Annotated in this window: 26 protein-coding genes, 1 pseudogene and 1 riboswitch; of the genes and pseudogenes, 21 read left to right on the plus strand and 6 right to left on the minus strand. The window is 58.6% G+C overall.

Translation table 11 applies throughout. The features are described from left to right. Nucleotides 1-375: 375 nt before the first annotated feature. Nucleotides 376-771, minus strand: coding sequence for an aspartate/glutamate racemase family protein (locus J3R80_RS15545; protein ID WP_275394720.1), 396 nt, complete (start codon nt 769-771; stop codon nt 376-378). A gap of 740 nt (nt 772-1511) precedes the next feature. Here J3R80_RS15545 and J3R80_RS15550 point away from each other — a divergent pair. From J3R80_RS15550 to J3R80_RS15575, 6 genes are all read left to right on the plus strand, one after another. Then, nucleotides 1512-2348: a MurR/RpiR family transcriptional regulator gene (locus J3R80_RS15550; protein ID WP_275394721.1), complete on the plus strand. Its 837-nt coding sequence runs from the start codon at nt 1512-1514 to the stop codon at nt 2346-2348. A 24-nt stretch (nt 2349-2372) separates the two neighbouring features. Next, nucleotides 2373-3494, plus strand: coding sequence for a hypothetical protein (locus J3R80_RS15555; protein WP_275394722.1), 1122 nt, complete (start codon nt 2373-2375; stop codon nt 3492-3494). Nucleotides 3495-3576: 82 nt separating this feature from the next. Further along, nucleotides 3577-5322 (plus strand): iron ABC transporter permease, encoded by a 1746-nt coding sequence (locus J3R80_RS15560; RefSeq protein WP_275394723.1) that lies wholly within the window; start codon nt 3577-3579, stop codon nt 5320-5322. A 9-nt stretch (nt 5323-5331) separates the two neighbouring features. Continuing rightward, a complete protein-coding gene (locus J3R80_RS15565) occupies nt 5332-6390 on the plus strand; it encodes an ABC transporter ATP-binding protein (protein ID WP_275394724.1) in 1059 nt (352 codons plus the stop codon). Further along, nucleotides 6390-6989: a histidine phosphatase family protein gene (locus J3R80_RS15570; protein ID WP_275394725.1), complete on the plus strand. Its 600-nt coding sequence runs from the start codon at nt 6390-6392 to the stop codon at nt 6987-6989. Before J3R80_RS15565 ends, J3R80_RS15570 begins: the two co-directional genes overlap by 1 nt. Continuing rightward, nucleotides 6989-7966, plus strand: a complete 978-nt coding sequence (locus J3R80_RS15575; RefSeq protein ID WP_275394726.1) for a calcium/sodium antiporter — start codon at nt 6989-6991, stop codon at nt 7964-7966. Before J3R80_RS15570 ends, J3R80_RS15575 begins: the two co-directional genes overlap by 1 nt. Here the strand turns inward: J3R80_RS15575 and J3R80_RS15580 are convergent. Then, nucleotides 7952-8413: an Rrf2 family transcriptional regulator gene (locus J3R80_RS15580; RefSeq protein ID WP_275394727.1), complete on the minus strand. Its 462-nt coding sequence runs from the start codon at nt 8411-8413 to the stop codon at nt 7952-7954. The two genes, J3R80_RS15575 and J3R80_RS15580, sit on opposite strands and share 15 nt — an antisense overlap. 118 nt (nt 8414-8531) lie before the next feature. Between J3R80_RS15580 and J3R80_RS15585 the strand changes: the two genes are divergently transcribed. Together J3R80_RS15585 and J3R80_RS15590 are read left to right on the plus strand one after the other, a co-directional pair. Continuing rightward, nucleotides 8532-9962 carry an MFS transporter gene (locus tag J3R80_RS15585; RefSeq protein WP_275394728.1) on the plus strand — a complete coding sequence of 477 codons (1431 nt, stop codon included), beginning with the start codon at nt 8532-8534 and terminating at the stop codon, nt 9960-9962. Next, a complete protein-coding gene (locus tag J3R80_RS15590) occupies nt 9952-10182 on the plus strand; it encodes a hypothetical protein (RefSeq protein ID WP_275394729.1) in 231 nt (76 codons plus the stop codon). The genes J3R80_RS15585 and J3R80_RS15590 overlap by 11 nt, the downstream gene beginning before the upstream one ends. Before the next feature lie 95 nt (nt 10183-10277). On the opposite strand, the gene J3R80_RS15595 is transcribed toward J3R80_RS15590, so the two are convergent. Both J3R80_RS15595 and J3R80_RS15600 read right to left on the minus strand, forming a co-directional pair. Further along, entirely contained in the window at nt 10278-11216 is a 939-nt protein-coding gene (locus tag J3R80_RS15595; RefSeq protein WP_275394730.1) for a Hint domain-containing protein, read from the minus strand. 634 nt (nt 11217-11850) lie between these two features. Continuing rightward, nucleotides 11851-12336, minus strand: a complete 486-nt coding sequence (locus J3R80_RS15600; RefSeq protein WP_275394731.1) for an autotransporter outer membrane beta-barrel domain-containing protein — start codon at nt 12334-12336, stop codon at nt 11851-11853. Between J3R80_RS15600 and J3R80_RS15605 the strand changes: the two genes are divergently transcribed. The 9 genes from J3R80_RS15605 to J3R80_RS15645 all read left to right on the plus strand — a co-directional run bounded on the left by J3R80_RS15605 (nt 12314) and on the right by J3R80_RS15645 (nt 20259). Further along, nucleotides 12314-12679 carry a biopolymer transporter ExbD gene (locus J3R80_RS15605; RefSeq protein WP_275394871.1) on the plus strand — a complete coding sequence of 122 codons (366 nt, stop codon included), beginning with the start codon at nt 12314-12316 and terminating at the stop codon, nt 12677-12679. The genes J3R80_RS15600 and J3R80_RS15605 overlap by 23 nt on opposite strands. 408 nt (nt 12680-13087) lie before the next feature. Next, nucleotides 13088-13301, plus strand: a riboswitch (cobalamin riboswitch). A 101-nt stretch (nt 13302-13402) separates the two neighbouring features. Then, entirely contained in the window at nt 13403-13771 is a 369-nt protein-coding gene (locus J3R80_RS15610) for a DUF1636 domain-containing protein (RefSeq protein WP_275394732.1), read from the plus strand. After that, nucleotides 13768-14550 (plus strand): ABC transporter ATP-binding protein, encoded by a 783-nt coding sequence (locus tag J3R80_RS15615; protein WP_275394733.1) that lies wholly within the window; start codon nt 13768-13770, stop codon nt 14548-14550. The genes J3R80_RS15610 and J3R80_RS15615 overlap by 4 nt, the downstream gene beginning before the upstream one ends. A gap of 15 nt (nt 14551-14565) precedes the next feature. Further along, entirely contained in the window at nt 14566-15510 is a 945-nt protein-coding gene (locus J3R80_RS15620; protein WP_275394734.1) for an ABC transporter substrate-binding protein, read from the plus strand. Beyond that, nucleotides 15507-16556 carry an iron ABC transporter permease gene (locus J3R80_RS15625; protein WP_275394735.1) on the plus strand — a complete coding sequence of 350 codons (1050 nt, stop codon included), beginning with the start codon at nt 15507-15509 and terminating at the stop codon, nt 16554-16556. The genes J3R80_RS15620 and J3R80_RS15625 overlap by 4 nt, the downstream gene beginning before the upstream one ends. A 132-nt stretch (nt 16557-16688) precedes the next feature. Continuing rightward, on the plus strand, nt 16689-17591 hold the full coding sequence (locus tag J3R80_RS15630) for a metal ABC transporter substrate-binding protein (RefSeq protein WP_275394736.1): 903 nt from the start codon (nt 16689-16691) through the stop codon (nt 17589-17591). Between the two features lie 108 nt (nt 17592-17699). Continuing rightward, entirely contained in the window at nt 17700-18569 is an 870-nt protein-coding gene (locus tag J3R80_RS15635; RefSeq protein WP_275394872.1) for a manganese/iron ABC transporter ATP-binding protein, read from the plus strand. Continuing rightward, on the plus strand, nt 18566-19426 hold the full coding sequence (locus J3R80_RS15640; RefSeq protein ID WP_275394737.1) for a metal ABC transporter permease: 861 nt from the start codon (nt 18566-18568) through the stop codon (nt 19424-19426). Before J3R80_RS15635 ends, J3R80_RS15640 begins: the two co-directional genes overlap by 4 nt. Next, entirely contained in the window at nt 19426-20259 is an 834-nt protein-coding gene (locus J3R80_RS15645) for a metal ABC transporter permease (protein ID WP_275394738.1), read from the plus strand. Before J3R80_RS15640 ends, J3R80_RS15645 begins: the two co-directional genes overlap by 1 nt. 265 nt (nt 20260-20524) lie before the next feature. Here J3R80_RS15645 and J3R80_RS15650 read toward each other — a convergent pair whose 3' ends face one another. Beyond that, the gene (locus tag J3R80_RS15650) at nt 20525-21085 is read right to left on the minus strand and encodes an ATP-binding cassette domain-containing protein (RefSeq protein ID WP_275394739.1); all 561 of its coding nucleotides are present in this window, start codon (nt 21083-21085) and stop codon (nt 20525-20527) included. A 205-nt stretch (nt 21086-21290) separates the two neighbouring features. After that, nucleotides 21291-21641 (minus strand): annotated as a pseudogene (locus J3R80_RS15655) (ChuX/HutX family heme-like substrate-binding protein); the annotation flags it as partial. A gap of 631 nt (nt 21642-22272) precedes the next feature. Here J3R80_RS15655 and J3R80_RS15660 point away from each other — a divergent pair. The 4 genes from J3R80_RS15660 (at nt 22273) to J3R80_RS17295 (ending at nt 23909) form a co-directional block, all read left to right on the plus strand. Next, nucleotides 22273-22581, plus strand: coding sequence for a hypothetical protein (locus J3R80_RS15660; RefSeq protein WP_275394740.1), 309 nt, complete (start codon nt 22273-22275; stop codon nt 22579-22581). Further along, nucleotides 22578-22844 (plus strand): (2Fe-2S)-binding protein, encoded by a 267-nt coding sequence (locus J3R80_RS15665; RefSeq protein ID WP_275394741.1) that lies wholly within the window; start codon nt 22578-22580, stop codon nt 22842-22844. Before J3R80_RS15660 ends, J3R80_RS15665 begins: the two co-directional genes overlap by 4 nt. After that, entirely contained in the window at nt 22819-23304 is a 486-nt protein-coding gene (gene bfr / locus J3R80_RS15670; RefSeq protein ID WP_275394742.1) for a bacterioferritin, read from the plus strand. The genes J3R80_RS15665 and bfr overlap by 26 nt, the downstream gene beginning before the upstream one ends. A 212-nt stretch (nt 23305-23516) precedes the next feature. Next, the gene (locus J3R80_RS17295; RefSeq protein ID WP_343075831.1) at nt 23517-23909 is read left to right on the plus strand and encodes an ATP-binding protein; all 393 of its coding nucleotides are present in this window, start codon (nt 23517-23519) and stop codon (nt 23907-23909) included. Nucleotides 23910-24416: the final 507 nt, after the last annotated feature.

The following is a 24416-nucleotide window of genomic DNA, read 5'->3' on the forward strand; positions in this document are numbered from 1 at the left end:
AGCATCTCGGACGACCTGACAACCCTATCGCAATTGCCATCATGGGTCACCTGTCCTACGCACAGAAACCCTTGAAACTGTGGCCTTTAGGTCAGGCGCGGCGTCAGCCATCTGTATCTTGTGTTTCGCCAGAACGACTTGAAACACGTTCAGCGTGCCCACCAGGCCAGATCCGACGGTGAACGTGCCGATCGAGACGCAGCCGCCGAGTCAGGCGAACAGATAGGACCACGGGTCCATGATCCGGGTTTCCTACGGCGCCAGCGATTCCTCTCCGATGGCCTTCTCTTCCAGGATTGGGGGCATATGCTTTCCTGCGGTCTCGTCGACCTCATAATGTTTTGTTTCAGACATTATTCTCTCCGAAATCGAATTCTATTTGATGTTTGGAGCGGCATAGGCGCCGATCTTGCTGGTTTTCAGTCCGGCGCCGACGAGTGCCTCAACGATGCCAAGTACCGGGCCAGACGCGACCTCTCTGCAGGCGCCAATACCAGGATCGTCAAAGCAAGCGACGACAAAACCGTCCGAACCCGACGCTTCGCTCGCGCGAACATGCCTTACCAAGGACGGAACGGACATCGCCTCATCGAAATGACCCTCGTTGCTGGCTGGCGACCCCTCGCCGGTAAGCGCTTCTATTGTTACCCCATCCGATCCGCCCGATCCCTGGTCCGCGGCCCTGACTTGATGGAAGCGGCCCGCAAGCTGCAGTGCTCCGTCCAGATTGGCGGGCGCGATTGCTGCCCGCAAGGCCGTCTCGACTTCCATCACAGTACGGTTTGGCGGCGTTGGCGCGTTTAACATTCTCTCTACACCGACAGAGAGAGGTTACCTCTATGAACCGCGGGCGCGTTCTGGTTACTATCCGACGCCGCGCTGGTCTCTGATGGCCATGGCCTTCGCGGATGGCGAACCGATTCCCGAGTGTCTGATTCAGGTCATGGCTGACCTGGCCGAAGAAACGGGCGAGACGGTTTGCATCTCGGCGCCAAGTGGGCTTTCCGCCGTTTTCTGGACGGGCGTTGTTGTCATTGTATTCTGAACACGACCTTGAAATCGTCCTTCGCAAGATCAGTTTCAAACGGTTTGGAGAAGGAACCCCGGTCAGCACCGAAGAGGTGCTGTCGCAACTTGAGGCAGGGCGCCGGCGCGGTCCCCGTGATTGATGGTCAGCGTGTCTTTGCAATAACAATAGCTGGCCCGCTTCTCCGAGTTTCGGACAAGTCCGATCGGCACGCGATGTTGTTGCACAAGGCGATTGCGCGCTTTTTTGGCGAAGGGTACAGCGCAAAAACACTCAAAAACTTCGACGTCCCGGCGCTGAGCTAACAACAGAAATTCTTAAATTTTTGGACCTGATGTCAGCACGTACCGGACAGATCTAGGGGGTTGAGCAACAGAGGATGCGGCTGACAAGTTGCGATACACGCTTACTCGCTGCTTTGCAAAGTAGCTTGCAGAATTTTACGAATCATGCAAGATAACGTGCATCACAGCGCGGAGTTTGCATGTCTCTCATCGAAAAAATCTCTGATCAGGCACCGTCATTGACTCCGAGCGAGCGGCGGCTTGTCGAGACTGTCATAGAACGCCCGACGGCTGCGGCGCTTGGGACCGCAGGCGAACTTGCAAAATCCGTCGGTGTGCATGAAGCGACGGCGTCACGTCTGGCCAAGAAGCTGGGCTATGACAGCTATGCCGCTTTTCGTGATGCGCTGCGCGAGGAATTCATTGCCACGCGGGAAACCGCAACCCGGTTCGAGAAAACCATCGAGGAAAACACGCCGGACACGATTCTGGGCAAGCTGGCGCAGGATGAGGCGCAGGCGCTTGGGCGTATCGAGGAATTCATCAGCGCTGAACAGATCTCGGAGATTGCCGAACTGCTTATGGGGGCAGGGCGCATCTTTATCTACGGCTATGGCAATGCCGAGGTTCTGGCGCTGATGATGGTCAAGCGCTTTCGGCGTTTCGGCAAGGACGTCCAGCAGCTTGACACCACCCCGCGCGGCCTTGCCGAACAGATGCTCGGGCTTGGTGGGGGTGACATCGTTCTGAGCTTTGCATTTCGTCGTCCGCCACGGGGCTATGCCGCGCTTGTTGAGACGGCACGGGAAGCGGGTGCCAGAACGATCATGATCTCGGGAAATTCCGGCGCCTTTCTGTCGCCGCGGCCTGATCACCTGCTTGCCGCACCACGCTCTGGCGATCCGGACGCTTTCCAGACCCTGACCGTGCCGATGACTGTTTGCAACGCCATCGTCATCGCCGCCGGACTGACGGCGAAAGAGGAATCATTGAAGAAGCTCGATCGCCTTGGACAGCTGATCGAGCGCTTCGAATAACTGAGGACCCTAAGGGAGGATCACATGAAAGTTCTGACAGCAACGCGCCTTGGCGCGATCGGTATTCTTATGTCTTCGGCCGTCTTTGCCCAGGACGATTTGAACGCATTGACGCCAGAGGATTTGCTGCCGCTGGCGCAGGCAGAAGGAACAGTGACTGTCTATTCCTTCACCAGCCGGATCGGTAAGGTAGAGGCCGCGTTTGAAGCGGCCTATCCAGACATCGACCTGCAAGGTTTCGACATTTCCTCGACCGAGCAGATTGCGCGGTTGAAGGCCGAAGCCCAGGCCGGTGTCACGAATGCGGACGTGGTCTATATTTCGGATACGCCGGTTGTGCTGACCGAGTTGCTGGAAACCGGCATCATCGCGCCCTATGTGCCGCCCCGCGTTGCTGACCGGGTTCCGGCCGAGTACCAGAGCCCGCTATTGGCGCAACGGCTTTCCACCAAGGTGCTCATGTATAACGAGGAGGCCAACCCGGATGGCGCTCCGGTCTCTAATCTGTGGGAACTGACGACGGACGAATGGCGGGGCCGCGTTGTGATGGTCGATCCGCTTCAGCGGGGTGACTATCTTGATCTGATGACCGAGATCGTTTTGCGTTCGGACGAAATGGCCGGGGCCTATAATGCGCAGTTTGGCGCGACAATTGATCTGGGCGGGGCCGCCAATGCGGGCGAGAAGTTCATCATGGACCTGTTTGCCAATGATGTGATCCTTGTTGGGTCCACCGACGATGTGAATGCCGCCGTCGGGGTTCTGGGGCAGGAAAACCCGCCGGTCGGGTTCACCAGCTATTCCGACCGTCGTGACAACGAGGACGAAGGTTGGGCGCTTCAGGTCGCCAATGGCGTCGCGCCCGCGCCGGGGATCATCTTCCCCGCTGTGCTGGCGCTGAGCGCCGAACCAAACAACCCTGCGGCGGCGCGTCTGGTGATCGACTTCCTGATGGGGGACGAAACCGAGACGGGCGGGCCGGGTCTCGCACCCTTCTACGTGGCGGGCGACTATGTGACACGCAGCGATATCCCGCCGCATCCCGATGCGGTTGCGCTGGACGATTTCACCGCATGGCGCATTGCCCCGGCACAGACTGCGACGATCCGTGCAGAGGTTGGCGACCTCATCCTGACGCTCCAATAGAACATATCTCTCGGTCGGGGCGGGCATTTCGATTTGTCTGGCCCCGCGCTATTCTCACTCACCGATGCAAGGATGACTCTCGATGGCGGATGTTGCCATAAGCGGGCCGGGGCGGCGTGTATTCTTCCGGCAAGGTACGATGCTGAAAGCGGTGGTTCTGGCGATCCTGGTTGCCCTGATCGTTCTGCCCCTCATGCGGACAGTGCTTTTCACGCTTCACCCCGACACGATCAGGGCCTGGTCGGATGTTCTGGTCGGCCGGTTGTCGACCAACCTGTTCTACAAGCCGTTGGGCAACACGCTGTTGATTGGTGCGGTCGTCGCGACGGGCTGTGTGCTGCTGGGCGGTTTCCTGGCCTGGCTCGTGGTGATGACGAATGTTCCATTCCGCAAGACCATTGGTGTCATGGCGGCGCTTCCCTTCATGATCCCGTCCTTTGCGGCGGCGCTGGCCTGGGGGACGCTGTTTCGCAATGATCGCATTGGTGGGCAGGTTGGTTGGCTTCAGGGTCTTGGGCTGGAGATACCCGATTGGCTGGCCTGGGGCATGGTTCCCACGTTGATCGTGCTGGTGCTGCACTATTTCAGCCTGGCCTTCACCATCATTGCCGCCGCACTTGCCACAGTGAATTCTGATCTGGTCGAGGCGGCGCAGATCGCAGGGGCGAAGGGGCGGCGCATCCTTCTGGGGATCATTTTACCGGTGACCACGCCGGCGCTGGTTGCGGCGGGGTCGCTTTGTTTTGCGGGCGCAGTGTCGAATTTCGCCACCCCGGCATTGCTGGGGCTGCCGGTCCGGATGCAGACCCTGTCCACGCGCCTTTTCGGCATGATCGAGGTGGGGCAGGTCGGGCGTGGCTATGTCATCGGCATCCTGCTGGTACTTGTCTCGGGCATATTTCTCTGGGCGGGCAATCGCGTCGTTTCGGGCCGTCGATCCTATACGACGATCACCGGCAAGGGTGGCCGGGCCAAGCGGTTCGATCTTCGTGGCGCGCGCTGGCCGCTTTACGCGATCGCGATGGCGGTTCTTGTCAGCTCGACCGTGGTTCCGGTGATCGTGTTGACCGCGTCAAGCCTTGCGCCGTCCTCGGCCAATCTGTTTTCCGGCTGGACGCTGCACTACTGGGTCGGGCAGAGCGATCCGTCTTTCGCTCAAGGCATTCCCGGCATCGCCCATAACGACGATATTGTGCGGGCGCTGACCATCACGCTTGGCCTTGGGATGGCGGTCGCATTCACCGGTATGTTCGTGGGGCTTCTGGCTTCTTATACAACTGCGCGCTACCGGGCAGGATGGATGTCCGCGGCGATCACCCAGATCAGCTTTCTGCCGCTGCTGGTGCCGGGCATTGCCTTTGGCGCGGCCTATATCGCCTATCTTGGCGCACCGATCGGGCCTTTTCCGGCACTCTATGGCACCTTCGCCTTGTTGGTGATCGCAGCGACCGGCTATCTGTTGCCGTTCTCGGTGCAGACCGGGCGAGCGGTGATTCAGCAGGTCGGGGGAGAGCTTGAGGAAAGCGCCCGGATCACCGGTGCGGGTTTCTTCCGCCGTCTGGTGCAAATCACCGTGCCGCTGGCGGTTCGTGGCCTGGCGGCGGGCGGCATCCTGATCTTCGTCAAGATCATCCGCGATCTGTCCCTGGTTGTGCTTCTCTTTACCCCGACCATGCCGGTGCTTTCGGTCGTGGCCTATCGCTATGCCTCGGAAGGGTTCGGGCAGTTCGCCAACGCGATCACCGTCATTATCATGTTCATCTCCATCGCGGCCACGCTGATTGCGAACCGGCTGCAATCGAAATCCCAGCCCTGGCTGCAGAACTAAAGGTAACTCATGCTGGAAATCCGCAATCTTACGAAACGCTTTGGTGATTTCGAGGCCGTCAAGGATGTCTCGATCTCGGTTCCCGATGGCGCCTTCCTTGTTCTGTTGGGGCCATCGGGCTGTGGCAAGACCACGCTTTTGCGCATGCTGGCCGGTCTGGAATTGCCGACGGCGGGGCAGATCGTCTTTGACGGGCAGACCGTATCGGATGGGGATCGTGGCTGGACCGTCGATCCCGCAAAACGCAATTCCGGTCTGGTGTTCCAGTCCTATGCTCTTTGGCCGCATATGTCGGTGCGGGGCAACGTGGAATGGCCACTGAAGGTTATGAATATGCCCAGGGCGCAGCGGGCGGAACGGGTTGCGGAAGTTCTGACCCTGCTTGATATCGCCGCGTTGGCCGACCGATACCCGAACGAGATCTCAGGCGGCCAGCAACAACGTGTGGCCATCGCCCGCACCATTGCGCCGAAACCCGGTGTTCTTCTGTTCGACGAACCACTGTCCAACCTTGATGCCAAGCTGCGCGTCGAAATGCGGACCGAGCTGATGCGGCTGCACCGCGCGACCGGGGCAACAACCGTTTATGTGACCCACGATCAGATCGAGGCGATGACCATGGCCAGCCATGTCGCGGTGATGAACCAAGGCCGCGTGCAGCAATTCGGCACACCCGCCGATCTGGTCGATCACCCCGAAACGGCCTTTGTGGCGACGTTCGTCGGGACGCCGGCCAACAACATGGTTCCAGTTGTCAAGAATGGCTCTGGTTACAGGGTTGGCGGACGGCACATGCCACTAACGCCTCCTGCGGATGAGTGTCTGGCGATGTATCGCGCCGAGAAGATGACATTGAGCGACAATGAGGGCGAGCGCACCTTGCCAATGGAGCTGGTCGAGACAAGTGCGATTGCCGGGCGGGTGATGATCACGGGTCTTTCCGAGGGGCTGCGCCTGACGGCCATCATGGACACTTTGCCCAACGCGCAGATTGGCGACACGGTTCAGTTTTGCCTGCCCGCCGAACCGGACGGTTGGTTTGACCCCGATGGCGAAAGGATCGGCTGATGCGGTTGTTGCTGGTCCGGCACGGACAATCGGAATGGAATGCGGAACGACGCTTGCAAGGGCAGGCAGATATCGGGCTTTCCGAACTGGGAAAGGCGCAGGCAAATGCGCTGCGGCCGGTGATTGAAGACATAGCGCCTTGTCGCACCATCGCGTCGGATCTGAAGCGCGTGCGCGAAACCGCCACGCGGATCGGTGCCGAGGCACCCCGGTTCACGCGCGGCTTGCGCGAGATTGATGTCGGCGACTGGAGCGGTCGGTCCATCGACGAGCTTCTTTCGGAAGATGAAGCCGCTTATCAGGGCTGGCGGGCAGGGACAATCGCGCCGCCTGGCGGAGAAGCGTGGGACGATTTCGCCGCCCGGGTTACGGGCGTGGTCGAGGCAGAACAGTTGCGGGATTGCCGTAACCTTTTGATTGTGTGCCACGGTGGTGTCATTCGGGCGCTTCTGCAGCGCTTCATTGGTCTACAGCCCGCGCATATCATCCCCGTCGCGCCAGCAAGCCTGACCGCTTTGCGTCTTGGAAACGGAAGGCCCGCCCGTTTGGAGTTGTTTAACTATCTGCCGGACGGGCTTGAGTTCGGAGCGCCCGACTGATGCTTCTGGATCTGGCAATGCTGACGCTTGGATGTGGGCTGTTGTTTTACGGCGGTGACTGGTTGGTCGATGGCGTGTTACGGCTGGCTGCGCGGCTCAGCGTGCCACATGTGATTGTCGCGTTCGTCGTGATGGGGTTCGGGACGTCAGCCCCCGAATTGTTCGTGTCGGTCAATGCGATGCTGGCTGCGGCCCCGGACATCGCCCTTGGCAATGTTGTCGGTAGCAATATCGCAAACCTGCTTTTGGTTATGGCGCTTGCCGGGCTGATCGCCCCGCTGGCCACTGACGCAGGCATCCTTCGCACCGACGGCACGGCAATGCTGGCCTCGGCCTTGGGGTTGGGTGTGGCGGCGATGGATGGGGTCGTCTCGCGGCTTGATGCGACGGTGCTGATCCTTGGAATGCTGATTTATCTGGGCCTACGCTGGCGTCGGTCGGGCGATCAAGACCCCTCGGTTGATGTCCTGCCGACCAGTTTGGGTATGGCTGTGATTGTGAGTGGTGCGGCACTTCTTGCACTGGCGGTCGGGGCGCATGTTTTTATCGACGCTGCGATCAGCATTGCACACCGGTTGGGCCTTTCTGAAGGGCTGATCGGGCTGAGCGTCGTGGCCATCGGCACCTCTCTGCCCGAAATGGCGGCCTGCATCACGGCAGCGTTGCGCAGACAATCGGCGATGATCCTTGGCGGCGTTTTGGGCAGCAATGTCTTTAACGGGACGATTGTGCTGGGGGCAGCCGCATGGGTGATGCCCGTACCGATTGGCGCCGATTTTGCAGGGTTCTGGATACCTGCGATGATCGGGGCCACGGTCATCAGCATTCTTTTCCTCAGAACAGGGTTCACGCTGAGCCGTCGCGAATCAACGATCATGCTGATGATCTATGTGGTGATCTTCGCGATGGCCGGTCCCGCCTCGTTCGCTGCTGGCGGGCAGTTTGACGCTGTCATGTCAAAATCAGACGGCGTGTGAGGACCGATCACGCTTGGCCTGATGTTTCGCGACCTCTTTGCGCGGTCCTTGAAACAACTGAGCGACCGTGACATTGGCGATCCGGCTCTCAAACTCTGTCCGGGCTGCATCCAGTGCCCCGGCAACCGCTTCGTTGGCGGCGCGTTCGAGCAGACAATCGGGCGTGTCGCCAGCGGGTCCGAGCGCGAAGAGGTTGGGCGTCCCAAGCGCGGCATAGACATCGGCAAGGCTGATCTCATCCAGGCTTTTTGTCAGATGCCAGCCCCCTCCATGACCCTTTGTCGAACTGACCATCCCCGCTTCGCGCAGCCCAGCCATGGTGCGGCGCACGAGCGAGGGGTTCATGCCCAGCATCTGGCCAAGCATGTCCGAGGTCACCGGATCTTTGATCTCATCGAGATGCAGCAGGACGTGCAGAACACGCGGAAGTCGGTTGTCGGTGGGCATGGCGTTCCTTTTTCGGTGACACTAACGAATTGTTCCTTACGTGACAAACAAAAGCACAAGGGATTGACGTTGATTTATACGTGACTTATAAAGTCACAAGAATCAAAAACGAGGCACCATGCTTACGGAAACCCATCCCCGCACCATTGGCTCCATCCGCCAATGGCTTGCCACCGCCTGCCTGATGCTGGGCGCGTTCATGAACATACTCGACGCAACCATCGTCAATCTGGCCCTGCCCGCGATCCGCGACGACCTCGGTACAAGCGACAATGCGTTGCAATGGGTGTTGGTGGTTTATGTGCTGACGTTCGCCGCCGGGCTGCTGCCGTTCGGGCGGTTTGGCGACGTTTACGGTCGCCGCAACGTCTTCGTCCTCGGACTTGTCGGGTTCATGGCAACCTCGCTCGCTGCCGGGGCTTCGCCAGATACTACCACCTTGATTGTTGCCAGGGCGCTACAGGGCCTGACCGCCGCCGCCATGGTGCCGCAAGTGCTGGCGATCATCCACGGCTTGTTCGCCGAGGATGACCGGGGCAAGGCAATCGGCTATTTCGGCATGATATCGGCCCTTGGTGCCATCGCTGGGCCGGTGATTGGTGGGGCGGTGATCTCGGGCGATCTGTTCGGCCTCGGTTGGCGGGCAATCTTTCTGATCAACCTGCCGTTCGGGCTGGTGGCCCTTGCTGGCGTATTCTCGTTCTTGCCCGCTGCCGCCGACAGGGCTGGCGGCAGGGCGGACTGGACCGGAGCCTTGTTCTTTGCGCTTGCCATGGCGGCGCTGGTCTATCCGATGATCGAAGGGCGCAGTCTGGGCTGGCCCTTGTATCTTGCGGTCTTTCCCGTTTTCGCCGTGCTGTTGGCACTTGTGTTCTGGCAGCGTCAGAGGTCGCTTGGACGCTTGGGTCGCATCCAGACATTGCCCACCAGCCTGATTGTTGTGCCCGGCTTTGTCACAGGGGTTGCGGCGGTCATGATCCTGATCAGCGGTATGGCGGGCACCATGGTGGTGCTGGCGATCTTCCTGCAATCCGGGTTGGGTTTGACCCCGGCGCAGGCGGGTCTTGCCATTGCGCCACATCCGACAGCGGCGATGATCGCCTCGATGATAACAGGCCGGTTTGGGTCCAGATGGCTGGGATTGCGGATCACTCTCGGCATTCTGGTGCTGCTTGCCGGCATGGTCTGGCTGCGTTTGCTTGTCGGTGGGATGGACGGTGGGCGCGACATCCTGGCCCCACTTCTTTTGATCGGTTTCGGCGCGGGCACGGCCTTTGTCGGGCTGTTTCAGATTACCTTGTCCAGTGTGTCCGGCCCTGATGCAGGCGCGGGATCCGGCGCGCTACAGGCCTTTCAGCAGGTCGGTATTGCCCTTGGGATCGCCATAGTCGGACACCTGTTCTTTTCGCGGCTCGGCGGTGTCTCCGATCCCACAATTTATCGCGATGCAATCGGGATTGCTTTGCTCTATCCAATCTTCGCTTTCGCGGGGCTTTGCCTGGCTTCCTTGCGACATACCCTCTTTGGAAAGGGCCGAGATGAAACCTGACATTGACGGAAAGACGCCGGAAGCGTTCTGGGAAGAGCGCTATGAAAACCGTAGCGGCAAGACCAGCGGCAAGCCAACCCACACGCTTGAGACCTTTGCAAGTGGGCGCGCGCCGGGTGAGGCGCTTGACCTAGGCTGCGCCTGTTGCGATGACGTTGTTTGGTTGGCTAAAGGGATGGCAGGCGCCGCCCTTTTCGACAGAATGATTGAAGGCCCATAATGTTTGCCAGACGGATCATACCGTGACCCGCGTATCGGCAGGCATCGTATTCCGGCGATCTCAGTAATCAAGTATGCAGCCAAGTTTAGCCTTCATTACAAAACTAAAGATCTCGCATTCGCATAATGGCGCTGCACAAGTTTCTTTATCAGTCTACCCCGTTCAGGTATCAAACGCACAGGTTTTGGCATGAAGTTAGGGTCCAGTATTGCGGGAAACAATGTCTCTATTTCTTGTCGCGCTTTAGCTGATAAACTCTTGAGTGCTTCTTTGCCTACGAAGAGGCTTTCCGTCACGCTACCGTTTGCATAAATCAACTGATGTGCATCAAACAATATGTGGAAATACTCGACCTCTTTCGCATCTTGATCGATTTCAATGCCGCTGAGAGGTAAAAGTTTGTTGGCAGGAAGTAACACCTCTCGCTCTCCTAATATACGTAGCGCTATTGCGGACCTCGACAACACACGGTGTTGCGGTGAGACGAGCAAATCTTCGGTAGGAGAGTTTATTCCGAGCGCTCCTGCTCGAATACGGATCGGTCTCAGCTTTGGCGTTAGTTTTAAGTCAATCGCATCAAGCCTAGTTGAGCCGATCCAGCGAATTGGTTGATAACCACAATCCAGTGTCTGGACACGATCTCCAACCCCCAATTCTTCAATTGCTATATAACCACGGTCAGTTTTGATTTTCGTACCACGTGAAAAACAAACAACACCAACGTTAATAATATTTGAAATAACTGAGAAGTTACCTCGCGGTGCTCCTTGGTCGTCAATGATCGTTGCATTCACCACACGAACAGGCGGTGTTTCACCAGGCAGCGGGACGTCGGTGGCTGTAACAGTTACCCAACCTTCAGGCAGGACGATATTAAGCGTTTCGATCTCACCATCGATTTGGCCAGTTGCAATGTTGATAGATCCCGTGAAGTCTTCGAGGATATTCAGAGTAATGGTGTCATCTTCACCATTACCTCCAAAATTCTCGCTGATCAGCGCACCTGCGCCCGCGTTAATCACTATGTCTGCCATTTCGGAGCGCTACTTTTAGTAATTTAGCTTCTTATCTACACTTACGATAGCAACAGCAACGATGTTAACAGCCTAGAGTATAATATATTCGCCTAAAACCAGACTTCTCAAGAGCTGTAGAACCCTGTGGCGATCGACCCGCGCGAACCCCGCGAAAAGTTGCATTCTTCGTTTGTCACGAAAACGTCCTCCACCTGAAATGGGGTAAGTTACAGGCAGTGTCCCGATAGTCCGTACATATCTATACACCTCCGAGGAGGAAACCGGAGGAGATTGGGTGTTAGCCTTTCGTGGAAAGATCACACCAGCCTGCACATTTCCGTGGAACAGTTCGAGGTCGTCTCAGACGCCATCGTTCAACACGGAATGATGTGCCCGAGACAATCACTTTGGATGAAACAATGAAGCTGCCGAGATGGCTGCTTGATGCGGCACCTCAAGACGGTTCGAAACACCCTCTTCCACAGAGGGAAGCATGGTGTCAAAGGTTGGGATGATCCAGAACGAACACTGCTTCTTATAGATCTGTGTGTCCACATTCTCGACGAGCCAGCTGGGATAGAGGCGGACTATAAGCGTTACTATTGATCGAAGGCGTCGGGCACAGTTTTTGGTGGTCGCTGAGTTTCTCAGCTCACCATTTCATGCTCACCCCGATGCTGTCGTCGATCGCGCGTCTGTTCCCACCATCCACATCGAACCTATAGTCGGCGGTTGCATACAGGCTGACGGTCTCCGACAGCTCGGTGACAAGGCCGCCGCCAATTTCGACCGAGGTGCCTCCGATCCTCGTGGTGATCGGCGTGCCGTCGTAGAAGATGCGTTCGTCGCTGTCCGGTTCATGCCAGATATTGACCTTGAGATATGGCAGATAGCGCCGCCCCTGTGCTTCGAAATCGCCGTGCATCCTGACACCCAGACGGGCGGTCACGGCGTCGTGGGTTTCAAAGCGCACGGTCGAATGTGCGTCCGATTGCTCATCCATGGACAATCGCTGCCAGATGATCTGCCCCTGTGGTTCGATGGTCCACCCGGACGCCAGTTCAAACGGGAAGCCGCCTTCCAGCGAAATCGTGGTTCCGGTTCCTTCAATGTCTATGACGTCGCTGGTCGATGTCATCTTCCTTTTGCTGCTGTTTTTCATGCTCAGTTCGACCTTTTCGAAGTTTTCCGAGGTCGAGATTGCGGCCGCGTCGACTGGCGGCACCGACACGGGCGTTGCGCCGATCTTCCTGCAGCTTCATCCCGAGCGGATTACCGTCAACGGAGAGCCGCGCGCGCTGGACGATCTGATGCTTGAACCGCAGCAGGGGCAGGCTTTGCTTGTGGCATTGCAACCCGATGTGACCGCGCAGGGGCTGACCGATTTGCTGGTCGTGCTGCGCGACTATCCCGATCCGGATGCCAGCCATTGGTCGCCCTGTCCCGTGCCTTGCGTGCATCCGGCGCGCAGTCGGTGGTGATCGTAACCGAGCGGGCGCTCCAATGATCAGGTCGTCCTCATCCGTGGTGACGGCCACCGTCACCGTTTCGGTGGCCCTGCATGTTGCAGCGCTTCACGCATTTTCATCCGACACACCGGCCCAGATCGAAGGCGGGGCGGCCGCCGTGTTCGAGGCGCGACTGGATAACAACTTCGCCGATCTGGCGGTCGGTGTCATGACACCAACCGAACCGGATGTGACGCAGTCAGAGCCGATTGAAGAGGTTCCGCCTCAGCCTGTTCAGACATTGGCGAACCTCGCGCCGCTGGTGCGTTTCGCAATCGACGGGCGCGGGGGATTGCGCTCGGTCTCGGTGGCCAGGAGTTTGGGGTCGAAGCGCGTGTTTCGGGTCATGGCCTGTCGGCAATTGACAAATCCTCATCATTCCGTCTTGATGCCGGCGATGGTTCCCGGAAGCCAAAAAGGTGGACGGGATGAAAAGGGAACACGGTGCGGTGTAGCCATCAGGCGCCAAATCCGTGACTGCCCCCGCAACTGTATGCGGCGAGCGATCCGTCAGACCACTGGCTGAACTGGCTGGGAAGGGACGGAAAGCTGTGACCCGCGAGTCAGGAGACCTGCCATCTTGTATTCACCAAAACCCGGGCGGGGTGTCCCGGAGGAGGCCGAGATGGACCACTGGCACGCGCCTGATCTACATTTCTGGTATACCCTTGATCCCCGCCTTGCGCGGAGGGTCAGATGGACCAAAAAGATCGTATCACAGATCAACCGCATGTAATCTCCGTTTGCACCCGCTGTGTTGATACCACGGCGCGTCGCAGGCCCGGCGAAAGGGTGATCGCGCAGCTTTCGGATCATCTGTCCGGGGGGTTTCGCGTGGTTGGTGTCGATTGCCTTGCCGGTTGTGGCAACACCTGCGTTGTGTCCTATGCCGCGCCCGGCAAAGCGACCTGGGTTTTCGGCAACATCACGTCCAGCGATCTGCCCGACCTTGTGAGCTTCGCGCAGCAATATGCAGGGTCGCATGATGCCTGGTTTCGGGGTCGCGACTGCCCGCCCAAGCTCTGCGACAACACGTTGGCACGTGTGCCGGGGGTGGGCGCATGACCGACAGCCTTGCCGTTTCCGCGCAAAACCTTGGATGGCGTTCGCCACAAGGGCAGGTGATCCTGCAGGATGTATCCTTTGACCTTGCGCCGGGGCGCACGCTGGGCGTGATCGGCGCGAATGGGGCTGGGAAATCCACGCTTCTGCGTTTGCTGTATCGTTTTCACCGGCCGTTCGCGGGGCAGGTGCGCCTTGGGGGTCGCGATCTTTGGGGCATGGGTGCGCGTGATGCTGCCCGCATTGTCGCCGCCGTATTGCAGGAACAGCCCACGGATTTCGCCCTGACGGTTCGCGAGATCGTCGAACTGGGCCGTACACCGCACCGGCGCGGGTTTGCCAGTGGCGGCGCCCATGAGGCGGCGATGATCGACCGGGTGCTGGACCAGCTTGATTTGCATGGCATGGCCGGGCGGCGCTTTGGCACCCTGTCCGGGGGCGAAAAACAGCGGGTGATGGTTGCACGGGCGCTGGCCCAGGAACCCCGTGTTCTGATCCTGGATGAACCGACCAACCATCTTGATATTCGTCACCAGTTGGATGTCCTCGCTCTGGTCCGACGCATCGGCGTCACCATTGTGACCAGCCTGCACGATCTGAACCTTGCGGCGGGTCTGTGCGATGACGTTCTGGTTCTGGAGCGCGGGCGGATGCAGGCCTTTGGCCCGCCGGACAAGGCCATGACCCCCGAGATTGTTTCGCAAGCCTTCAATGTCGCCGCCCGGCAAGAGGTGCTTCAGCCGTCGAACACGCCGCATTTCACATTTCACCTGCCAACCTAAAAAGGGATTGACCTAATGAAACCTGCTCTGCTGACCACCGGCCTTCTGGTCTTGCTTCCCGCTGTCGCCATGGCCGATCCGGTCACCGTGAAAAGCTGCGACCGCGAAGTGGTGTTTGAAGATGTGCCGAAGGCGGCCATTTCAAACGATGTGAACCTGACCGAGATGATGCTTGTTCTGGGGCTGCGCGATCAGATGGTCGGGTATACCGGCATTTCGGGCTGGAAAACGCTGGACGAAGCGATGCGTGAAGGTGTCGAGGCGTTGCCGGAACTGTCGGCCAAGTACCCCACGCGCGAGGTTCTGGTCGGGGCCGGGGCGGATTTCTTCTTTGCTGGCTGGAACTATGGCATGAAGGTCGGCGGCGAAGTGACGCCTGAAACGCTCGATCCGTTCGGCATCCAGGTCTATGAGCTGACCGAAAGCTGCACCCATATCATGGACAAGCCCAAGGCGTCGCTGGATGACATGTATAATGACATCGCCAATCTGGGTGCGATCTTCCGTGTCGACGACCGCGCCTCGGCTCTGATTGACGGGTGGAAATCCGAAGTGGTCGAAATGACGGCCGGGATCGACAAGGAGAACCCGATCCGTGCCTTTGTTTATGACAGTGGCGAGGATACGCCGTTTACCGCTGGACGCTATGCCATGCCCACCGCCTTGATCGAGGCGGCTGGCGGCGTCAACGTCATGGACGGGTTTGAGAAAAGCTGGGCCACAGTGGGGTGGGAAGAGGTGATTGCGGCGGCCCCCGAGGTGATCGTCATCGTGAATTACGGCGAGGTGACCGCCGAACAGAAACGCGAGTTCATGATGTCGAACCCCGCCTTTGCCGATATTCCCGCGGTTGCAAACGATAACTTTGTGACCCTCGAATATGTCGAGGCCACACCGGGGCCGCGCAATATCGCGGCGATCGGCAAACTGGCCAGCGCATTTGCGGCTGCTGACCGTTGAGCGCGTTTTCGAATGTCAAAACCAAAGGCGCGAAAGGCGCCTTTGGTATCTTTCTGCTGCTTGGCGGGGTCGCCCTGATCCTGACGGTGTCCATGGCGGTCAGTCTGGGGGCGGTCCGGGTGCCATTTGTCACGGTTTGGGCGGTGATCGGGCATCATCTTGCCCCCGGCTTGATCGCGCAAGGGGATTGGCCCGCCGCGCATGACGCCATCGTGTGGCAGTTGCGGCTGCCCCGCACCTTGCTTGCCGCCCTTGTCGGGGCCGGTCTGGCCGTCGTCGGGGCGACGCTTCAGTCGGTGACACGCAACCCGCTGGCCGATCCGCACCTTTTGGGCATATCATCGGGCGGGGCCTTCGGGGCGATCACCGCGCTGCTGCACACCGGGTTGATCTTTGGCCTGGTGACGGTGCCGTTGTTCGCCTTTGCCGGGGCGCTTCTTGCAACGGCTCTGGTGTTGACTGTCAGCCGGATTGCCAATGCCACGTCATCCGACCGATTGGTTCTGGCCGGTGTTGCGGTTTCTTTCATCGTGATGGCGTTGGCGAATGTGATGATCTTTTTGGGCGATCCAAGGGCCACCCATACGGTCGTGTTCTGGATGCTCGGCGGTCTAGGCCTTGCCCAGTGGCCACACCTGATCTTTCCGCTTGCGGTGCTTCTGGTAAGCTCGCTTTGGTTTCTGCATCGCGCCCGCGATTTCGACGCCATGACCATCGGGGATGAGACCGCATCGACGCTTGGGATCAGCGTGACGCGTTTTCGCCTTGCGGCGTTCGTGGTAGGGGCTTTGATCACCGGGGTCATGGTGGCGTTTTCGGGCATTATCGGCTTTGTCGGCCTGATGGTGCCGCATATCGTGCGGATGATCGTGGGTGGTGCGAACTTGCGCGTGTTGCCGGCAAGCCTGTTGCTTGGCGCCTTGTTCCTGATCTGGTGCGACATTCTTGCCCGCACGGTCATGATGCCGGAAGAAATCCCCATTGGCGTCGTCACCGGGTTGCTGGGCGGCGTGTTCTTTGTCTGGTTGCTGGGGCGGGAAAGGTGATCGGAGCGGACCGGCTTAACATTGAGAATGATTTGCAGTTGCAAAAAGGGCTGGATGCGATATTCATAATACGAGTCGCTCGCATCTAGATGTGTGCTCGGGCGTTGAACACGGAAATTCAGAGGTAGATCCATGACCACAATGATAAAACGCCTGCTGGGGGCCGTGGCCGCAACCGCGTTGACCGTCGGGGGCGCGGCGGCACAAGACAAGATGAAGGTTGTCACCACCTTCACCGTGCTGGCGGATATGGCGAGCCAAGTGGCGGGCGATGCGGCGGAGGTTGTCTCGGTCACCAAGCCCGGCGCTGAAATTCACGGTTATGAGCCGACGCCGCGCGATATCGTGCGCGCGCAAGATGCGGACCTGATCCTGTGGAACGGTATGAATCTGGAGTTGTGGTTTGAACAGTTCCTGGCCAATCTCGGTGATATTCCCTCGGCCACGCTGACCGAAGGTATCGACCCGATCCCGATTGCCTCTGGCGCCTATGAGGGTCTGCCAAACCCCCATGCCTGGATGGGGCTGGACAACGCATTGATCTATATCGACAATATCGCCAAGGCCTTTGCTGAGCAGGATCCCGACAACGCGCAAACCTATGAGGCGAATGCAGCCGCCTATAAGGATGAGCTGCGTGCGACGCTTGAACCACTGCGCCAGCAGATTGCGACCATCCCCGAAGCGCAACGCTGGCTTGTCACCTGCGAAGGGGCGTTCAGCTATCTTGCCCGTGATTTCGGGATGAAGGAACTGTATCTCTGGCCGATGAACGCGGATCAGATGGGCACGCCGCAACAGGTGCGCGCAGTGATTGACGGGGTGCGCGACAACGACATCCCGGTGGTGTTCTGTGAAAGCACCGTGAGCACCGCCCCTGCCGAGCAGGTCGCGCGCGAGACCGGATCGCATTACGGCGGCGTGCTTTATGTGGACAGCCTGTCCGAACCGGATGGCCCGGTGCCCAGCTATTTGGACTTGCTGACCGTCACTTCGAAAACCGTTGCGGACGGTCTGACAAAGGGCATGAATTGATCATTGGGTCTTTTCAAGATCGCCCACCGGACGCATCTTTGGTGCGAGGGCCACGTATCTTGTGGTCCTCGCAATCAAACGAGAACGAATATGAAAGATAACAGCCAGATGACTGCAACCGACGTCGCCGACGACGGGATTGCCGCCAGCCAGGTGACCGTCACCTATCGGAACGGTCACACCGCCTTGCGCAATGCCAGTTTCGAAATCCCTCGCGGTACGGTGACCGCGCTTGTGGGGGTCAACGGGTCGGGCAAATCAACGCTGTTCAAGGCGATCATGGGATTTGTGCCGGTGGCGAAGGGTGAAATCCGACTGCTTGGCCTTGACGTGAAAGAGGCGTTGAAACGCAATCTGGTTTCATATGTGCCGCAATCGGAGGAAGTGGACTGGTCGTTCCCCGTTCTGGTGCAAGACGTGGTGATGATGGGGCGCTATGGGCATATGGGGTTTCTGCGTCGCCCGTCGAAAGCCGACCACGAAGCGGTCGAGGCGGCACTGGACCGCGTCAACATGCTTGATTTCCGGCACCGTCAGATTGGCGAATTGTCGGGCGGGCAGAAAAAGCGGGTTTTCCTGGCCCGAGCGTTGGCGCAGGACGGGCAAGTGATCTTGCTGGACGAACCGTTTACCGGCGTCGATGTAAAGACCGAAGAGCAGATCATAACATTGTTGCGCGCGCTGCGGGACGAGGGCCGCGTGATGCTGGTTTCGACCCACAACCTTGGATCGGTGCCCGAGTTCTGCGACCGGACGGTGCTGGTCAAAGGCACCGTGTTGGCCCATGGTCCGACCGAGACGACATTCACCCGCGAGAATCTGGAGGCCGCGTTTGGCGGCGTGTTGCGGCACTTCACCCTTGGCGGTGCCGATCTTCACGATGATGATGACGAACGTCAGGTGTCGATCTTCACCGACGACGAACGACCCCTGGTCCAGTATGGCAACAAGACCCGCAAGACGGAGCGTCAGGAATGAGCGTTCTGCTTGAACCTTTCTCTTACGGATACATGACCAACGCGATGTGGGTTTCGGCACTTGTGGGCGGGGTCTGCGCCTTTCTGTCCTCTTACCTGATGCTCAAGGGCTGGTCGCTGATCGGCGATGCGCTGGCGCATTCCGTGGTGCCGGGGGTGGCGGGGGCCTATATGCTTGGGCTGCCCTTTGCGATCGGGGCGTTCTTTTCCGGCGCGCTGGCCGCCGGGGCGATGCTGTTTCTGTCGGACCGGTCGGGGCTGAAGGTCGATGTCATCATCGGGATCATCTTTACCTCGTTCTTCGGGCTTGGCCTGTTCATGGTTTCGGTCAACCCGATTTCGGTGTCGATCCAGACCATTACCATGGGCAATATCCTTGCCATCACGCCCGAGGACACCTTGCAACTGGCAATCATCGGTTTCGTGTCGCTGGCGATCTTGACCGCGAAATGGAAAGACCTGATGGTCACGTTCTTCGATGAAAGCCATGCGAGGTCGATCGGCCTGAAGCCGGGTCTGCTGAAAGCCGTCTTTTTCATCCTGCTGTCGGCCAGCGTCGTGGCCGCCATGCAAACGGTCGGGGCGTTTCTTGTCATCGCCATGGTGGTGACGCCGGGGGCCACAGCCTATCTGCTCTGCGACCGGTTCCCAAGGCTGATCCTGACCTCGGTCGCCATCGGGGCAGGGACGAGCTTTGCCGGCGCCTATATCAGTTATTTCCTGGATGGTGCGACGGGCGGTGTGATCGTCGTGCTGCAAACGGTGATCTTCCTGATCACCTTCGTGCTGGCTCCGAAACACGGGCTGCTTGCCGCCCGGCGCAAGGCGGCGGCGGCCCTGAAAGAAGAGGCCGCTTGATGTTCGACACCCTTCTCATACCGTTTCAATTCGGCTTCATGCAGAACGCCTTCTGGATCGCGCTTATCGTTTCGGTCCCCACGGCGCTTTTGTCATGCTTCCTTGTGCTCAAAGGCTGGGCGCTTATGGGTGACGCGGTCAGCCATGCGGTGCTGCCGGGGATCGTTCTGGCCTATATCATGGGCATCCCGCTGATCGTGGGGGCGTTCGGGGCAGGGATGCTGACCGCGGTGGCCACCGGCTATCTTTCGGAAAACAGCCGGATCAAACAGGACACGGTGATGGGTGTGGTCTTTTCGGGCATGTTCGGGCTGGGCATCGTGATGTTTGTTGGGCTCAAGACCAATGTGCATCTCGATCATATCCTGTTTGGCAACATGTTGGGGGTCGGCGCGGACGATCTGTGGTCTGCCGGGCTGATCTCGGTCGCTGTGACTGTTGTGCTGGTGGTGAAGTGGAAGGACTTCATGCTGCACGCCTTCGATCCGGTGCAGGCGAAAGTCTCGGGCCTGCCGGTGGGGTGGCTGCACTACGGATTGCTGGCGATCCTGTCCCTGACCATCGTCTCGACCCTGTCGGCCACCGGCCTGATCCTGGCGGTCGGGCTGCTGATTGCGCCGGGGGCCATTGCTTTCCTGCTGGTGCGCAGCCTTAAGCGGATGTTGCCGGTTGCCGTGCTGGTCTGCGTGGCGTCGATGATTGCGGGTGTCTATCTGAGCTTCTTCCTTGATAGCGCCCCGGCACCGACGATCATTCTGATCCTGACGGCGGTGTTCGTGGTCGCCTTCATCCGCCGGTCCATTCAGGTCCGCCGGGCATCGGCTTTGACGTAAGCAAGGCTGCCCGTCCCGGCCACACAGAACTCAGACGGCTTTTCCCAGACCTTGCCTGTCGACGTAGGCCACCTCATCAAGCAGGTGCGCCAAGTGCTGGGCGGCGCGCAGCATCGGCGCTGTATCGTTGCCTTCGCAAAGCAACAGGGCGTGGGTCTGTGCCAGCGCCCTGTTGCCGTGACGCGGGCGTTGCCGTTTAACTGACAGTTTTAATCAGGTATTACAACCCTGATTTTCAGTTTGTTCAGGGGCTAAATTCAGGGGTTTATTGCAAGAAAGGGCGACGCCTGGCGCGCCGCCCTTTCGAATCCTTGGCCTTGGTGCCCAAAGGGCGAATGCCCTGGAAGGTGGCGGTCAGGAACAGGCTGACATTCCGGCCCGGTGCTTCGAATTGGCCGATCGACTGATACTGCTTGTCCAGAATGTAATAGGCCCCCAGATTGACCGAGATATTGTCCGTCAGATCGAGTTGGGCGCGTTGCTGTTCGCCGCCTGACAACTCCTGGAAGAACCGACCTTCGTATCCCGTCAGCCCGACTTTCGCCAGCGCCTGACGGGGCAGGGTGTCATCCTGTGATGAATGGCCCGCAAGCAGGCCAAGGCGCACGACCTCGATCACCGTGAATGGAAAGGCGAGTGTTGTTGCCTGCGGCAGCACCCCGCGCAGCGATGCCAGCTTCCAGGATGGAAACCCGGTGATGTCCTGCCCATTCAGATGCAGCGACCCGCCATGATCCACATCCCCGGTCAAGGCACGCAGGAACGTGGTCTTGCCCGATCCGTTCGAACGCGCGCTCGACCGATCCGGCGGCCAGCCGGCGCACATAAGGTGCACCGACAATGCGATAGGCCCCAAGGCGGTTCATCTTCAGCTTGACCAGAACCTTCTGGAACTGGTGCGTGTCGGTCATCTTCGACCAGAGCGCGCGCAGCTCGTCCTGCCGGTCGGGGTCGGCTTTGGGGGCGTCCGGGGCACCTTTCTGCCGCAGGTCCAGCGTGTTGCGCTGCTCATCCGCGCGCAGCGCCTGAACCACTTCGCCCCATGCATCGTGGTTCGATCCATCCCGAAGATGGATCTTGTGCACCGCGTCACCGACCCCGTTGAAAATCTGGATCAAGTGTTTGACACCATCCTTGCCCGGACGCTCGACCGCGAAGGCATGTTACCAGAATTTCGGGAAAATCCGCAGGTCGATCTCCGGGTCCAGCACCATCGCCGCATGACGGCCCGGATGATAATTCTGATAGGTGCCGACCCGCTCGATCATGCAGGACGGGTTGCGCGTCAGCGCCATGACCTCGGCCAGCTTTTCGATTTGGGGAATGATGGCGTCCGGGTCGGGGGTCAGGGCGACGATTTTCTGCCCTTCATCCGCGCCCACTTAGGCGGCGACAAGCTCGGCTTCGGTGATGCCGATACTGTCGGCCCCTTTTTTGTTGGTCCGACTTATTCAGTCAAGTAAGTGGGCGCGCGGATGAGAGAACGAAAACCGTGGTTCCGAACGCCTTGGTTGTCGGTGAAAGCCGTATCTGCACGGGCAGGGTCGTCATGCGTTGCAAGAAGTTCAAAACGCTCATGGGAACGCAGAAGACTGCTCTTGTACCCATATTTACCTGACTGATTAAGTAGGAATTGATAATTCCGACATTATCTGTAAGTTATTCACAGCCGAGGCGCATCTTGCCCATTTCGAACGCTGTCGCGATGGCTAATGCACCAGAAGAAAAGGAAATTTCCCTGCTGATGGGGCGAATCGATTGGCTGGATATGAGCAGTTGGTGGCGCTTGGAAACAGCGTCGATACGGAACCTGACAAAATGAATTCACTTGCATCATCCCAGTTCTCTCCGCCGAACACCCGGTTTTCGGAACTTGGAGCGGTTAGCGCCAAGGCGCTTCGGCTTGTTCGGCTATGGTTCTGGGGGCAGACGCACCAATCGAATCTTCGCATTGCTCTGTCTGTGCAACAAGGAGCCAAGCAGGCGGGCTGCATTGCAGCAGCGTTTGGGAATTTGGAACGCACATTCGGCCGGAACGCACCGTTCGAATTTCAGGTGCTGTCGCAAGTTACAGATCGCGTTTCCGCTGATGAATTGTCGCTGTTGGCAATGCTTGATGCCAGCCTGCCCGCAGATGTCGACGGTGTCGGCGACATGCCGCTTTTGCGCCACGGGAACGCGGTTCACCAATCCGTCGGCGCATTGCGCGTCTTGGGGCAGATGCTTCGGGAACGTGCTGGCAAAACCGTATCTGGCTGCCCAATGGCCTGCCCGTCACGATCATCCTGTCCTGATCGTGCAAAACTGAAAGTCGTCAAATGATCGTTTGTAGCTGTCAGCATATTGCCTGCAAGGATATCCACGCGGCCATCGACTGGATGCGGGCCTCGGATCCGGACACGTTGATCACGCCGGGCAAGATCTATCATGCGCTCGGCAAGCAGGCCGATTGCGGGGGCTGCATGCCTTTGTTCTTGGAAACAATGAGAAAAAATCCTAGCCTGAAAATTCCCAGCAACCAGCAAGTTTTCAAATTGCCAGACGAGGAAGGACACTCCAATGAAAGGCGATCCCAAGGTTATTGACGTTCTCAATGACGCGCTGCGACACGAGTTGACGGCAGTTAGCCAGTATTGGCTGCACTACCGGCTTCAGGAAGACTGGGGTCTTGGCAAGATGGCCAAGAAAAGCCGCGAAGAAAGCATCGAAGAGATGGAGCACGCGGACAAGCTGATCACGCGGATCATCACATTGGGTGGCCATCCGAACCTGCAAAAGCTTGATCCCTTGCGGATCGGCCAGAATGTGCAAGAGACTTTGGAAGCTGACCTTGCCGGCGAAGAAAGCGCGCGTGCGCTGTACAAAAAGGCCCGCGATATCTGCAATGACGCGGGTGACTATGTCTCGATGAAATTGTTTGAAGAGTTGATGGCGGACGAAGAAGGCCACATTGACTTCCTTGAAACCCAGATCGAGCTTTACAACAAGCTGGGCGAAGCCAGTTATATGCAGCTGAACGCGTCGACCTACGACGAAGCTGAATAAACACGCGCGCGCGGGGGCGGCCCCTGACCGCGTCGATCATGGGGTTTGACGCGCTTTATGTGCTGATCCTGACCACCGCCGTTTACTTTTTTGGGGGACAGGGTTTTCTAAGCCTGCCCCCCTCGCGGTGTTTGCCGTCAACATCGCGCTTCTGATCCTTGCGGCCCTTGCCCTGTTCGGCACGCTTCTGGGCAAGAGCCGGGGGGGATCTGATGAAACTTCTGCTGACAGGTGTCATCTGCGCGACCCTGTTTCGGGCGCAGATCGCGATGACCTATGCGCAGGACACAGGTTTCGTGTTGCTGGACGAGCCGTTGAACAATCTGGACATTGCCGCCTCGCGCGGGCTGATGCAGCTCTTGCGCAAACTGGCGCACGAGCATCACCACCGAAAACAACGCAACGATGGCATCGGAATTCCGCTTGACCAGGCTGACACCGCGTTTCGCCGGTTTTCCCAGTTGCGAAACGGGACAGGAAGTGGGCTTGGGCTTGCAATTGTTGAGCAGGTTCTTACCAGGCATCAGGGATCTGTTGCCTTGACACCCGCTGAGAATGGAACATGCGTTCGCATGAGCTTGCCGCTTGAACATCCGCCCTCATGACAGATCCTAAACGCTCGGACGATTGATCAATCGACCCAGGAGCTCGTTCAGGTGGTTTGATCGTGTGGGCTGGTTTCCTGAGGCAGCGTGTCGCCTGTGAGTATGTTGTAACTAAGGGTGCAGACGTGCCGCAAAATCCGTGGAATCTGATTGATTAGGGTACAGCGACATCAAAGAAACACGCTGAACCGAACCGCAAATATTGATACCAGGGCCAAGATGAGGAAAGCGCAGCTTGGGTAGTTTTTGCTTAGGAAGTTCGACATTTTGTTCTCCTTCTAGACTTGCGACTCAAATAGGAGCTTTTTGGCCTAATCAAAAGTTCGATTTGGTTAGGCCGGTCATGCGTTCGCTGCATGGCTTTCTTCATTTGGTTTGAAGTCGAAGTTGCAGGACCAATCGAAAGACGTGCTGTTCTGGCAGGTGCTGAGTTCAATCATCCATTGCGCACATGCGTTCAAACCCGACCGCATTGGCCGGGTTCTTCATCGCTTTGCTGATGATTGC

It is taken from the genome of Aliiroseovarius sp. Z3 (assembly GCF_029105185.1).
In the GTDB taxonomy this organism is placed as follows: domain Bacteria; phylum Pseudomonadota; class Alphaproteobacteria; order Rhodobacterales; family Rhodobacteraceae; genus Aliiroseovarius.

Coding starts and splice junctions, on each gene's coding strand:
- J3R80_RS17295 (WP_343075831.1), top strand. CDS start 23,517: ATGAAACTTCTGCTGACAGGTGTCATCTGCGCGACCCTGTTTCGGGCG.
- J3R80_RS15550 (WP_275394721.1), top strand. CDS start 1,512: ATGTCTCTCATCGAAAAAATCTCTGATCAGGCACCGTCATTGACTCCG.
- J3R80_RS15595 (WP_275394730.1), bottom strand. CDS start 11,216: ATGGCAGACATAGTGATTAACGCGGGCGCAGGTGCGCTGATCAGCGAG.
- J3R80_RS15575 (WP_275394726.1), top strand. CDS start 6,989: ATGCTTCTGGATCTGGCAATGCTGACGCTTGGATGTGGGCTGTTGTTT.
- J3R80_RS15645 (WP_275394738.1), top strand. CDS start 19,426: ATGTTCGACACCCTTCTCATACCGTTTCAATTCGGCTTCATGCAGAAC.
- J3R80_RS15555 (WP_275394722.1), top strand. CDS start 2,373: ATGAAAGTTCTGACAGCAACGCGCCTTGGCGCGATCGGTATTCTTATG.
- J3R80_RS15580 (WP_275394727.1), bottom strand. CDS start 8,413: ATGCCCACCGACAACCGACTTCCGCGTGTTCTGCACGTCCTGCTGCAT.
- J3R80_RS15590 (WP_275394729.1), top strand. CDS start 9,952: ATGAAACCTGACATTGACGGAAAGACGCCGGAAGCGTTCTGGGAAGAG.
- J3R80_RS15665 (WP_275394741.1), top strand. CDS start 22,578: ATGATCGTTTGTAGCTGTCAGCATATTGCCTGCAAGGATATCCACGCG.
- J3R80_RS15570 (WP_275394725.1), top strand. CDS start 6,390: ATGCGGTTGTTGCTGGTCCGGCACGGACAATCGGAATGGAATGCGGAA.
- J3R80_RS15605 (WP_275394871.1), top strand. CDS start 12,314: ATGACGTCGCTGGTCGATGTCATCTTCCTTTTGCTGCTGTTTTTCATG.
- J3R80_RS15600 (WP_275394731.1), bottom strand. CDS start 12,336: ATGACATCGACCAGCGACGTCATAGACATTGAAGGAACCGGAACCACG.
- bfr (WP_275394742.1), top strand. CDS start 22,819: ATGAAAGGCGATCCCAAGGTTATTGACGTTCTCAATGACGCGCTGCGA.
- J3R80_RS15620 (WP_275394734.1), top strand. CDS start 14,566: ATGAAACCTGCTCTGCTGACCACCGGCCTTCTGGTCTTGCTTCCCGCT.
- J3R80_RS15615 (WP_275394733.1), top strand. CDS start 13,768: ATGACCGACAGCCTTGCCGTTTCCGCGCAAAACCTTGGATGGCGTTCG.
- J3R80_RS15545 (WP_275394720.1), bottom strand. CDS start 771: ATGGAAGTCGAGACGGCCTTGCGGGCAGCAATCGCGCCCGCCAATCTG.
- J3R80_RS15585 (WP_275394728.1), top strand. CDS start 8,532: ATGCTTACGGAAACCCATCCCCGCACCATTGGCTCCATCCGCCAATGG.
- J3R80_RS15565 (WP_275394724.1), top strand. CDS start 5,332: ATGCTGGAAATCCGCAATCTTACGAAACGCTTTGGTGATTTCGAGGCC.
- J3R80_RS15610 (WP_275394732.1), top strand. CDS start 13,403: ATGGACCAAAAAGATCGTATCACAGATCAACCGCATGTAATCTCCGTT.
- J3R80_RS15630 (WP_275394736.1), top strand. CDS start 16,689: ATGACCACAATGATAAAACGCCTGCTGGGGGCCGTGGCCGCAACCGCG.
- J3R80_RS15640 (WP_275394737.1), top strand. CDS start 18,566: ATGAGCGTTCTGCTTGAACCTTTCTCTTACGGATACATGACCAACGCG.
- J3R80_RS15560 (WP_275394723.1), top strand. CDS start 3,577: ATGGCGGATGTTGCCATAAGCGGGCCGGGGCGGCGTGTATTCTTCCGG.
- J3R80_RS15650 (WP_275394739.1), bottom strand. CDS start 21,085: ATGTGCGCCGGCTGGCCGCCGGATCGGTCGAGCGCGCGTTCGAACGGA.
- J3R80_RS15635 (WP_275394872.1), top strand. CDS start 17,700: ATGACTGCAACCGACGTCGCCGACGACGGGATTGCCGCCAGCCAGGTG.